The following is a 12,107-nucleotide window of genomic DNA, read 5'->3' as shown; positions in this document are numbered from 1 at the left end:
CCTCATTCCGCTGGCAGCGGTGCCGGGGAAGCAGACGGGCGGGCACCGCGAAGGCGGCCAATCCGGTCGGCCAGCGCGCGGCAGACGACATAGAAAGTGGGGGTGAAGATGAGGCCGAAGGCGGTCACTCCGATCATCCCGAAGAACACCGCCGTGCCCAGCGCCTGGCGAAGCTCCGCCCCCGCCCCTTTCGCGATTAGCAGCGGAAGCGAACCGAGGATGAAGGCGAAGCTGGTCATCAGGATCGGACGGAGGCGATCGCGCGCCGCCCGCACCGCGGCCTCGACCGGGGACATGCCCGCGGCCTCATCCTGTTGCGCGAACTCGACGATCAGGATGGCATTCTTGGCCGCAAGCGCGATCAGCACCACCAGTCCGACCTGGGTCAGGACATTGTTGTCCATGCCGCGCAGGTTCACGCCCGCCATCGCCGCCAGCAGGCACATGGGCACGATCAGGATGATCGCCAGCGGAAGCACCAGGCTTTCGAATTGCGCTGCAAGCACCAGGAAGACGAACAGCACGGCCAATCCGAAGACCAGGGTCGCGGTGCTTCCCGCGGCCTTTTCCTGATAGGCGATGCCGGTCCACTCGGTCCGGAAGCCCGCCGGAAGCTGCGCCAGGGCGAGCTCCTCCATCGCTTCCAGCGACTGGCCGGACGAATAGCCGGGCGCGGTGTCGCCATCGATCTCGACCGCCGGGAAGCCATTGTAGCGGGACACGCGATAGGGTCCGGTACGGTCTTCGAAGGTCGTGACCGATCCGATCGGCACCATCGCGCCCGAGTTGGAGCGGGCCCTGAGGTTGGCGATATCGGCCTCGCTGGCACGGGCGTCAGCCTCCGCCTGCGCGGTCACCCGATAGGTGCGGCCAAGCAGGTTGAAGTCGTTAACGAAGGCAGAGCCGAGATAGACCTGGAGTGCCTCGAAGATCCGCTCCGGCGGCACGCCCAGCATGTCGGCCTTGGTGCGGTCGACGTCGGCGAACACGCGCGGCGTCGAGATGTCGAACAGGGTGTAGACCTGGCGAAGGCCGGGCGTCTGGTTGGCCTTGCCGATGATGCTCCACGACAGGCCGGACAGTTGCTGGAAGCTGTGGCCGCCGGTGTCCTGAACGATCATCCGGTAGCCACCCGCCGATCCGATCCCCTGGATCAGGGGCGGCGGGATGATCAGCAGGCGAGCCTCGTTGATGTCGGCGGTCCGCTTCTGCGCCTCGGCCATGATGTCCGACAGCTTGACCCCGAGCTTCTCGCGCTCCTCGAATGACTTGAGGGGAACATAGGCGGCGGCGGCGTTGGGCGCCTGGGTCTGCGACGCGCCGTCGAAGCCGGCCAGCATCACCGCACCCTCGACGCCCTTGATGGGCAGGATGCGGTCGGCGACCTTGCGCATCACCTCGTCGGTACGCTCGAGCGAGGAGCCTGGCGGCAATTGGATGACGGTCAGGAAGTAGCCCTGATCCTGCGCCGGGATGAAGCCCGTCGGCGTGATCGAGAAGAGCCCTACGGTCAGCGCGATCAGCACCGCATAGGCGGCCATCATCCGCTTGGGCGCGGCGACCAGCCGGCGGGTCAGCCGGGCATAGGACTCGCTGAACCGCTCGAACATGCGGTTGAAGGCATCGCCCGCCCGCTGCGCCAGCGCCGCGAGACGGTTCTTCGGCGGCTCGTGGCCATGCGGCTTCAGCAGCAGCGCAGCCATCGCCGGCGACAGCGTCAACGACAGCAGCAGCGAGATCAGCGTCGCCGCCGAGATGGTCACCGCAAACTGGTGATAGAAGGCGCCCGACAACCCGTTGAGGAACAGGGTCGGAAGGAACACCGCGCACAGCACGAGCACGATCGCGACCAGCGCGCCGGCGACCTCGTCCATCGAGGTTCGCGCGGCTTCGAGCGCGGTCATGCCCTTGGCGAGGTTGCGCTCGACATTCTCGACCACGACGATGGCGTCGTCGACCACGATCCCGATCGCCAGCACCAGGCCGAACAGCGACAGGTTGTTGAGCGAATAGCCGACCATCTGCAGCACTGCGAAGGTGCCGATCAGCGAGACGGGGATGGCGATGACGGGGACCACCGCGGCGCGCCAGCGCTGGAGGAAGACGATGATCACCAGCACGACCAGCAGGATCGCTTCGAACAGGGTCTTGCCGACCTCGTCGATCGACTGGGCGATGAACTCGGTCGGATTGTAGATCACCCGATACTCGAGGCCCTTGGGGAAGGACTTGGAGGCGGACTCCATCTCCTTCTTGACGAGCTCGGCGGCGGCGAGCGCGTTGGAGCCCGGGCGCTGGAAGACGCCGAGCAGGACGGTGGGCTCGCCCGAGAGGTAGGTGTTGGACGCATAGTCGGCGGCGCCGAGCTCGACCCGTGCGACGTCCGAGACGCGGACCTGGCGGCCGTCGGCATCGCTTCGGATGATGACGTTGGCGAACTGCTGCGGATCGGCGAGCCGGCCCTGGGTCTCGACGCTGAGCTGGTAGGCGGCGCCGGTCGCGTAGGGCGGCTGGCCGAGCGTGCCCGCGGCGACCTGCACGTTCTGGGCGCGCAGGGCTGCGACGATCTCGCCCGCCGTCAGGTTGAGCGCCGCGGCGCGCTCGGGATCTATCCACACCCGCATCGCATAGTCGCGGGCGCCGAACAGCTGGACGTCGCCGACCCCGTCGAGGCGCGAAAGCCGGTCGCGTACCTGGGTCAGCGCATAGTTGGACATGTAGCCGCGATCGAGCGATCGGTCGGGCGACACGAGGTTCACCACCATCAGGAAGTCGGGCGACGTCTTGCGGGTGATGACACCCAGCCGCTGGACCTCCTGCGGCAGGCGCGGAGTGGCCACGGCCACCCGGTTCTGCACCAGCACCTGCGCGGCGTTGAGGTCGGTCCCCTGCTTGAAGGTGACGGTGATGGTCAGGCGCCCGTCGCCGGTCGATTGCGACGACATGTAGATCATGTTGTCGACGCCGTTGATCTCCTGCTCGATCGGCGCGGCGACGGTCTCGGACACGGTCTCGGCCGAGGCGCCGGGATAGCTGGCGTTTACCGTGACCGTCGGCGGCACAATGTCCGGATATTGCGAGACCGGCAGGCCGAAATAGGCGATCGCGCCCATCACGGTGATCAGCACGGCAATCACCGCCGCGAAGATCGGGCGGGTGATGAAGAAGCGTGACAGACGCATGGATGTTCTCCCCGCCGACGCTGGACGGCGCCGGACGGCTGGAAGGAATGGTGCTTAGCGGGTCGCGAAGGTGGCCGAGCCTGCGAGCGGCGCGGACTGCGGCGCAGCAGGCGGCGGCGCCGCGGCCTTGATGGTGCCGGGACGGACCTGCACCTTCATTCCGGGCATGGCGAGCTGCGCGCCGCTGATCACGATCCGGTCACTGGGCTCGAGCCCCGAACGGATCACCCGCAGGCCGTCGATCAGCGGACCGGTGACAACGGAACGTGGCGCCAGGCTGCCGTCGCGGCCGACTACGGTCACCACCTTGCGGGCCTGGTCGGTCGTGACCGCCGCATCGGGCACCAGCAGCGCCGGGCGCGCGTCGCCCGAGGCGAGGCGGAGGTTGCCGAACATGCCCGGCGTCAGGAACTGGCGGCCATTGTCGATCACCGCTCGGAGCCGGATCGTCCCCGACCGCGTGTCGAGACCATTGTCGGTGAAGTCGAGCCGGCCGCGCCAGCGATAGTCGGTTTCGTCCTGGAGCCGGATCTTCACCTCGCTCGGCGCCTCGCCATTCTCCTGCGCCCGCCGGGCCTTGAGGAACAGCGCCTCGGACGCGTCGAAGGTGAAGTAGATCGGGTCGAGTGCGTTGATGGTGGTGAGCAGGGTCGCTTCGCCCCCGCCCTCGCCCTGAACGAGGTTGCCGGCGTCGATGCGACGATCCGAGACGCGGCCGCTGATCGGCGCGCGGACCTGGGTGAAGCCGACGTCGAGCTGCCGTGAACGGACTCGTGCGTCCGCTGCGGCGAGCGAGGCCTGCGCGGCCTGGACCCGCGCACGAAGCCGGTCGACGTCGCTGCGCGAGACCGCGTCGGCTTCGAGCAACCGCTGCGCCCGCGACAGGTCGGCCTGCGCGAGGCTGAGTTCGCTGCGGGCACCGGCCACCGCGGCGCGCGCCTCCGCCAGCGATGCGGCGAAGGGGCGCGGATCGATGGTGAAGAGGAGTTGTCCCTGCCGGACGTAGCTGCCGTCCCTGAAGTGGACTCCAACGATCGCGCCCGACACCCGCGGACGCACTTCGACTGAGCGGCTGGCTTCGAAGCGGCCGGAGTAGTCGTCCCACTCGGACACTTGTCGGACCAGCGGCTGGGCGGCGGTCACCGTTACCGGTGGCGGCGCGGCATTGGCCTCGGGTCCGCCCGGACGGCCAAAGGCGATCCCGGCGACGAGGGCGAGAGGAACGAGGCCGAGCGCGATCTTCTGCTTGGCATTCAGCCGGGACAAGCCGGTAGGCGGTTCGACAGGGTGCAAGACTTCTTCCATGTTGGGGTGCGAAGGCGCGTTCATCGGCCACGTCCCCGGCGACGGGTCGGGGCGGCACGTTCGGCGATGCTGGCCTGGATCAGCTCGTACTGGTCGAGCGTGAAACCTTCCGCGAGGAAGGCCTCGAGTTCGCTCTTCGGCACCTTCCAGCCCTGCCGCCACACGAACACGGCGACCCGGCGCAGGACCTCGAGACGCGAGTTGGCGAGCTTGTTGGGGCGATGGACCCCGAACAGATTTTCCAGCGCGGCGACGATCCGACCCGGCTCGCGCAGCGAGGCGATCGTGTCCCGCTCGGCAAGGGCGACGATCGACCATTCGAGCGCCGACAAGCGCGCCGGTGCGGCGATGGCCGGGGCCGATGCCTCGACCGCGACAAGCCGCGGCCTCGGCGGCTGAGCGAGAGTATCGAGGTCGGTCGGCCAGGCGGAGACGGGCAAGGAGGCCATGGGATGTCCTTTCGGAAGACGCAGCCCGGCGCTCCCCGAGGCGCATGGGCTCGGAGGCGATCGGGAAATGAAGGGCGAGCAGCGACCGTGGCTGCGACGCATGACGCGCGTCGGCCTGCAACCAAGCTGCGGAATGTTGGGGTGGATCGAGAACCCGCGTCTAGCGCGGGTTCGAAACCCTTTCAGGCAATCGTGCCATACGAGCTTTCCTCTGTTCTATACTGAGCGGTATATAAAGAGGATTCGAGCCGGTCAATACTTCTATACCGGGCGGTAGAGAAATTTTTTTCCGCTATTTTCCGGGCCAGAAAGCGACGCTCGTGCGCACCACTTCCTCGAGCTGCTCCTTGGAGGCACCACTGCTCGCCTGGACCGACATGCCCTGCAGGATCGCGAGCAGGTAGTTGGTCATCGCCTCGGCGTCGGCATGCGCCGGCAGGTCGCCCTCGTCCTTGGCGCGCTGCATGCGGTCGAGCAGCGCCTGGTGCGACGAGGCACGACGCGCGACGAGATCGGCCCGGACCGAGTCGGCCTCCTGCCCGCAGCTAATGGTGCTGATGACGCGCAGGCAGCCGCGCGGCTCGCATTCGCTGGTCTGCATCTCGAGCGCACCCGTAAGCAGCCGCTCGGCCACTTCGCGCGAGGTCGGGGCGCTCAGCGCCTCGCCGATGTAGGCGAGCTTTTCCTTCTCGTAGAGATCGAGCGCCTTCTTGAAGAGCGCTTCCTTGTTGCCGAAGGCCGCATAGAGGCTCGGCCGGGTAATGCCCATCGCATCGGTAAGGTCGGTCAGCGACGCGCCATCATAGCCCTTGCTCCAGAAGACGCGCAGCGCCGCAGCCAATGCCTCGTCGACATCGAACTCGCGCGGACGGCCTTTGCAGACCCTGGTCATGACGCTTACCATATCGACCGGTATATAAGTCGGCGCGGCAGGATGTCCAATGCCGGGTGCGGCCCGCTTGCGGGCGCGGCTGGATCGGCTACATGACGCCATGCCTGACATCGAGAATATCCTCGACCAACTCGAAGCCATCTTCGACCGTTCGGTCGCCAATCTCCGCCGCGCCCTGGCCCTCTACGTCAGGGAGGGCGTTCGACCCGAGTCCCAGGCGCGTGCCGCCGGCTGCTTCTCCTATCCCGAGCTGCGCATCGACTATGACCCGTCGAGCCCGCCGCCGCTTCCCGCCCGCGCCTTCGCCCGGCTGAACCAGCCCGGCGTCTATGTCGCCAGCATCGCCCGTCCCAGGCTGTTCCGCGACTATCTGCGGATCCAGCTCGAGCACCTCTGCCGCGACTATGACGTCAAGGTCAGCGTCGGCCTGTCGGCGAGCGAGATCCCCTACCCTTACGTCCTCGACGGAAGCGACGACCTGCAACTGGGCGGGATCCAGTCGGCCGAGCTCGGGCGCTGGTTCCCGACCACCGAGCTGGTCCACATCGGCGACGAGATCGCCGACGGCGACTGGGACATGAGCCGTCATTCGGCCCGCCCGCTGGCGCTCTTCGACGGACCGCGCACCGACTTCAGCCTGGCCCGGCTGCGTCACTATACCGGCACGCCGACCGAGGACTTCCAGCGCTTCGTCCTGTTCACCAACTATGTCCGCTACGTCGACGAGTTCGTCCGCTTCGCCGCCGACGTGCTGCGCGAGGAAGGCAGCGGCTATCAGGCGCTGACGGTGCCCGGCGGGCGCTACGACCGCGGAATGCTCGAGAATGCCGAGGCCGAGATCGCCTCGGGCTCGTGGCGGCGTTACCAGATGCCGGCCTATCACCTCGTCGGGCCCAACGGCGACGACGGCATCACCCTGGTCAACATCGGCGTCGGGCCGTCCAACGCCAAGACCATCTGCGACCATATCGCGGTGCTCCGGCCCGAGGTGTGGCTGATGATCGGCCATTGCGGCGGGCTTCGACCGAGCCAGACGATCGGCGACTATGTCCTCGCCCACGCCTATCTGCGCGACGACCATGTGCTCGACGACATCCTTCCGGTCGAGATCCCGGTCCCGCCGATCGCCGAGGTCCAGACCGCGCTCTACAATGCCGCGGCAATGGTCACCGGCGAGGAGGAGGAAAGCCTCAAGAAGCGGCTTCGCACGGGCACGGTGGTGACCACCGACGACCGGAACTGGGAGCTTCGCTATACCGACAGCGCACTCCGCTTCAACCAGAGCCGGGCGGTCGGAATCGACATGGAAAGCGCCACCGTCGCCGCCCAGGGCTACCGCTTCCGGGTGCCCTACGGGACGCTGCTGTGCGTCTCGGACAAGCCCCTCCACGGCGAACTCAAGCTGCCGGGGCAGGCCAACGCCTTCTACGAGCGGGCGATCAGCCAGCATCTCCGGATCGGGATCGAGACGCTCAACCTGCTTCGCGAGGAGGGCGACGCGCTCCACAGCCGCAAGCTGCGCAGCTTCGACGAGCCGCCGTTCAGATAAAAGGAAAGCCGCCCTCCGATTGGGAGGGCGGCTTGCCTTGCGGCCCTTCGCGAGAAGGGCCGACGATCAGCAATCGCTTAGCCGCGCTCGCCGCGGGTCTGCGGCTGGGCGGGCTGGTTGGTGCTGTTGGCGAGCCAGCGGCTGGTCGCGCCGCAGCTCGAGGTGGCGTTCACCGTCTGACCGGCCTGGAACGGCTGGTTGTAGGGGAAGCACTCCTGCGCACCGCCGCTGTTCAGGCAGAGCTGACCGGCGTTGGCGGTCCAGCTGGCCGGAACGACGTTGCCGTTGGGGGTGGTGATGCGAGCGGTTCCGCCCGGCTCGAAGGTGATGTTGTTGACGACACCGTTGGTTTCGACCTGGACGGTCTGGCCGGCGATCTCCGAACCCGGAACCCACTGGGCAGCAGCAGAAGTGGCCAGCAGCGCCGCTGCGCCAAGGCCCGTAACAATCGAGAATTTGGTCATGGCGGCACTCCCCACCTGGTAAAAGAACACATAAGCGGAAATCCGCCCTGTAGGACGTCTCCAGCCGAACGTTGAACCATCGTCAAGCAGAGAAGTTGCAGTCAGTTCCCTCGCTTGCACAATTGCGGCTCTTGCCGTGTCTTCTGTGCACCCTATGAAGCGCGGCGAACAGGCAATTGGAAGTGAACACGTTGCACGACAACAAGATAATCGTGATCGGCCTCGGCTATGTCGGCCTTCCGCTGGCGGTCGCGCTGGCCGACCATTTCGACGTCACCGGCTTCGATATCGATCGCGGGCGAGTCGCGGAGCTCGGCCGCGGTGAGGATCGCACCCGCGAGCTCACCGCCGAGCGGCTCGCCTCGAGCAAGCTCAAGCTGACCTGCGAGCCCGAGGAGGCGCGCGGCGGCGACATCTATATCGTCACCGTCCCGACCCCCGTCGACGACGCCAACCGGCCCGACCTCTCGCCGCTCCTGTCGGCCACCCGCAGCGTCGCCGGCCTGATCGATCGCGAGCGCCCGGCGATCGTCGTCTACGAGAGCACCGTCTATCCCGGAGTGACCGAGGACATCTGCGGGCCCGAACTCGAGCGCGTTTCCGGACTGTCGCGCGGCCCCCACTTCAAGCTCGGCTACAGCCCCGAGCGGATCAACCCGGGCGACCGCGAACATACCGTCGACCGGATCGTCAAGGTCGTCGCCGGCGAGGACGCCGATACCACCGAGCGCCTGTCGGCGATGTACGGCGCGATCAACGGCGGCAAGATCTTCAAGGCCGCCTCGATCAAGGCCGCCGAGGCCGCCAAGGTGATCGAGAACGCCCAGCGCGACATCAACATCGCCTTCATGAACGAGATCACCCAGATCTTCGCCAAGCTCGACCTTTCGATCTGGGACGTGCTCGCCGCGGCCCGGACCAAGTGGAACTTCCTTCCGTTCGAGCCCGGCCTGGTCGGCGGCCACTGCATCGGGGTCGATCCCTACTACCTTGCCCACCGCGCCCGCGAACTCGGCCATGAGCCGCGGATCATCCTTGCCGGCCGCGAGACCAACGACGGCATGGGCGCCTGGGTCGCCGACCGGCTGCACGAGCGGCTCGGCGCCAACCGCTCGCGGATCCTGGTGCTCGGGCTGACCTTCAAGGAGAATGTCCCCGACCTGCGCAACAGCCGGGTGATCGACGTCATCAGCCGGCTGCAGTGGCTCGGCCACGAGGTGCTGGTCGCCGACCCGCTCGCCGACGCCGCCGAGGCCCGTCACGAATATGGGCTCGAGCTGGTCGACCCGGCGACCCTCGGCCAGAGCGCTGACCTGGTGCTCGGCGCGGTCGCCCATGACGAATATCGGGGCTGGTCCGCCAAGGACGTCGCCGGTCTTCTCGCGCCCAGCGGCCAGGTCGCCGACCTGAAGCGCCTGTGGCAATGGGACGAGCAGCCTTCCTTCGAGATGTGGACGCTCTAACCTCATGTTCCAGTTGACCCCAGTCCAGCGCGTAGCCCGCGGCGGGTGGCTTGTCCGCCGGCGGGTGCAGCTGCTCGGGGCCTTCCTGCTCGCGGGGGTCGGACCGCTGGCCTGGCGGCTGCTGTTCACGCCCGAAGCCATCTACATTTCGACCTTCAACGCCTTCTACGCCAACCTGGTCGCAATCGTGCTGACCATGTGGCTGCGCCTGAGCGTCGAGCCCTACCCGGGCATCCGGTCGAGCACGGTGATCCTTCCGACCGCCGCGGCGGCGCACGGACTGGTGCTCGCCTTCTTCTTCTTCACCCGCCTCCCCTATGACCGGACGACCTTCGTCGCCGGCTTCCTGATCCACGTCCTGTGGTTCTACGCAATCTACTTCCTGGTCCAGCGCCGGCTGGTGCTGCAGATCGGCGTGGTCCCGATCGGCGAGTGGAAGAAGCTCATCGACCTGCCGAACGTGAGCTGGATCCGGCTCGAGCGGCCGAGCATGGAGCTGGCGAGCCGCTGCGACGCGGTGGTCGCCGACTTCGCCGCCGATCTCCCGCCGCTTTGGGAAAGCTTCCTCGCCGACGCCGCGCTGGCGGGGATGATCGTCTACCAGGTGAAACCGCTTCAGGAATCGCTCACCGGCCGGGTCGAGATCGACCATCTGTCCGAGAACAGCTTCGGTTCGCTGGTTCCCGCGCGCGGCTATTTCACCTTCAAGACCGCGCTCGACTTCCTGGTCGCACTGGCGGTCCTGCCGCTGCTGCTGCCGATCATGGCCATCGCCGCGCTTGCCATCAAGCTCGACGACGGCGGGCCGGTGCTGTTCGTTCAGCGGCGGATCGGCCACCGCGGCGAGGCGATCCGGGTGGTCAAGTTCCGCACCATGCGCGCGGGTCCGGCACCCAAGGCGGCCGACGCCCGCGCTGCCGCGATGACCGGCGACCTCGACCCGCGCATCACGAGGGTCGGCGCCTTCCTTCGCAAGACCCGGATCGACGAGCTTCCTCAGGTCTGGAACATCCTCAAGGCCGAGATGAGCTGGATCGGCCCGCGGCCCGAGGCCGAGGTGCTGAGCCACTGGTATGTCGGCGAAATCCCCTTCTACCGCTACCGCCACGTGGTGAAGCCGGGGATCTCGGGCTGGGCGCAGACCAACCAGGGCCATGTCGCAGAGGTGGAGGAGATCCACCAGAAGCTGCAGTACGACTTCTACTACATCAAGTATTTCTCGCCTTGGCTCGACGTGCTGATCGTCTTCAAGACGCTGCGGACGATGATGACAGGGTTCGGCGCGCGCTAGCTGCTGCCCTGCAAAAAGCAGGGAACGACTACTCCACCGTCAGCAGGCGATAGCTCCACGGCGCCATGGCAAAGCTGGTGCTCGCGCCGACCGTCACGCTCTTGCCGTCGGCGAAGTCGCGGTAGGTGCCGTCTCCGAGCCGCTCGGAAAGCTTCACCGTCTGCGGCTCGGCCGAGAAGTTGAACAGGCCGAGCACCTTGTCGCCATTCTTCTGGCGCACGAACGAGAAGACCTTCTGCGGGCGATCGTTGACCACGCCGACCATCCGCCCGCCCCACGGCGCGTTCCACATCGCCTGGTTGCGGCTCTTGAGGGCTGCGAGGCGCGTGAACAGGGCGCGATTGGGGTGCTCGCGCCAGGCGATCGGGTCCTTCTCGAAGAACTTCAGCCGCTTGGGATTACCCGCTTCCTCGCCATTGTAGACAAGCGGAATGCCCTCGCCGGCGAAGGCCAGCACATGGACGTTGGTGAGCGCCGGGCCGAACACCTCGGTGCCGGTTCCGTGCCAGGCGTTCTGGTCGTGGTTCTCGGCATAGACCATGCGCATCGAACCGGCCGGCCAGGCGCTTTCATTCTCGCTGAAATAGCCGAACAGGGCGCCGGTGTCGGACTTGCCCTGCGCGATCTCGGCGAGCGCATTGTACCAGCCCCAGCCGTAGCTCGCGTCGAACGCCTTGTGATGAAGATCGCGCATCTGCGCCTCGCCGAGCATGAAGACCGGCTTGATCCTGTCGGCGTCGGCGCGGACCTTCTCCCAGAAGTCGAGCGGGACATAGGCGGCGACGTCGGCGCGGAAGCCGTCGATGTCGGCCTCGCGCACCCAGTAAAGCATCGAGTCCGCCATATACTGACGGATTCCTTCCTGTCGGAAGTCGAAGTCGATGATGTCCGACCAGTCCCACCAGGGGGTCGGGCGGAAGTCGCCCTTCCAGTCGCGCTCGTACCATTCGGGGTGCTGCGCGACGAGTGGGTTGTCCCAGGCGCTGTGGTTGGCGACCCAGTCGATGATTACCTTCATCCCCTGCCCGTGCGCGGCTCGGACGAAGCGCTGGAAGTCGGCCATGGTCCCGAACTCGGGATTGACCGCGCGATAGTCCCTGACGCTGTAGGGCGAGCCGAGCGTCCCCTTGCGGTTCTTCACCCCGATCGGGTGGATCGGCATGATCCACAGGATGTCCACGCCCATCGCCTTCAGCCGTGGGAGCTGCGCCTCGGCGGCCTTGAAGGTGCCTTCGGGCGTGAACTGGCGGGTGTTGATCTGGTAGATGACGGCATCCTTCGTCCACTCGGGATGCCTGACGCCGCTGAGGTCCTGCGGCGCGTAGCGGCCGGCAACCGCGGCAGTCGGCGAGACGGTCAGGGCGAGCGCTGCGGCGGCGAGGAGAAGGTGCTTCATGGGAGGGAGTGAAGCATGGCGACGAAGGTCGGGATAGCCACTGCATAGGTATTCACAGGCGCTCTGATCGCGGCGAACGCTCGGGTGCGATGCCTCCTTAACGCGGAAAGAGACGG

Annotated in this window: 9 protein-coding genes; 3 read left to right on the top strand and 6 right to left on the bottom strand. The window is 67.0% G+C overall.

The features are described from left to right. Positions 1 to 2: 2 nt before the first annotated feature. From ABD727_RS05900 to ABD727_RS05885, 4 genes are all read right to left on the bottom strand, one after another. Positions 3 to 3,182, bottom strand: a complete 3,180-nt coding sequence (locus ABD727_RS05900; protein WP_344706456.1) for an efflux RND transporter permease subunit — start codon at positions 3,180 to 3,182, stop codon at positions 3 to 5. A 54-nt stretch (positions 3,183 to 3,236) separates the two neighbouring features. Then, positions 3,237 to 4,487: an efflux RND transporter periplasmic adaptor subunit gene (locus tag ABD727_RS05895; protein ID WP_425566802.1), complete on the bottom strand. Its 1,251-nt coding sequence runs from the start codon at positions 4,485 to 4,487 to the stop codon at positions 3,237 to 3,239. A gap of 20 nt (positions 4,488 to 4,507) precedes the next feature. Continuing rightward, complete coding sequence (locus ABD727_RS05890; RefSeq protein ID WP_344706454.1) at positions 4,508 to 4,936, bottom strand: hypothetical protein; 429 nt, start codon at positions 4,934 to 4,936, stop codon at positions 4,508 to 4,510. Positions 4,937 to 5,228: 292 nt separating this feature from the next. Beyond that, entirely contained in the window at positions 5,229 to 5,828 is a 600-nt protein-coding gene (locus ABD727_RS05885; protein ID WP_344706453.1) for a TetR/AcrR family transcriptional regulator, read from the bottom strand. A gap of 100 nt (positions 5,829 to 5,928) precedes the next feature. Here ABD727_RS05885 and ABD727_RS05880 point away from each other — a divergent pair, with 100 nt between their 5' ends. Beyond that, on the top strand, positions 5,929 to 7,377 hold the full coding sequence (locus ABD727_RS05880) for an AMP nucleosidase (protein WP_344706452.1): 1,449 nt from the start codon (positions 5,929 to 5,931) through the stop codon (positions 7,375 to 7,377). Positions 7,378 to 7,454: 77 nt separating this feature from the next. Here the strand turns inward: ABD727_RS05880 and ABD727_RS05875 are convergent, their stop codons facing one another. After that, entirely contained in the window at positions 7,455 to 7,841 is a 387-nt protein-coding gene (locus ABD727_RS05875; protein WP_344706451.1) for a hypothetical protein, read from the bottom strand. A 182-nt stretch (positions 7,842 to 8,023) separates the two neighbouring features. Between ABD727_RS05875 and ABD727_RS05870 the strand changes: the two genes are divergently transcribed. After that, a complete protein-coding gene (locus tag ABD727_RS05870) occupies positions 8,024 to 9,304 on the top strand; it encodes a nucleotide sugar dehydrogenase (RefSeq protein WP_344706450.1) in 1,281 nt (426 codons plus the stop codon). A 4-nt stretch (positions 9,305 to 9,308) separates the two neighbouring features. Beyond that, on the top strand, positions 9,309 to 10,595 hold the full coding sequence (locus ABD727_RS05865) for a sugar transferase (protein ID WP_344706449.1): 1,287 nt from the start codon (positions 9,309 to 9,311) through the stop codon (positions 10,593 to 10,595). 28 nt (positions 10,596 to 10,623) lie between these two features. Here the strand turns inward: ABD727_RS05865 and ABD727_RS05860 are convergent, their stop codons facing one another. Then, a complete protein-coding gene (locus tag ABD727_RS05860; RefSeq protein ID WP_344706448.1) occupies positions 10,624 to 11,991 on the bottom strand; it encodes an alpha-amylase family glycosyl hydrolase in 1,368 nt (455 codons plus the stop codon). Positions 11,992 to 12,107 lie beyond the last annotated feature (116 nt).

The organism is Sphingomonas swuensis, from assembly GCF_039538045.1.
Lineage (GTDB): Bacteria > Pseudomonadota > Alphaproteobacteria > Sphingomonadales > Sphingomonadaceae > Sphingomicrobium > Sphingomicrobium swuense.
Note: the sequence above shows the minus strand (reverse complement) of the source record. Positions and strands in the feature narration are given on the sequence as shown.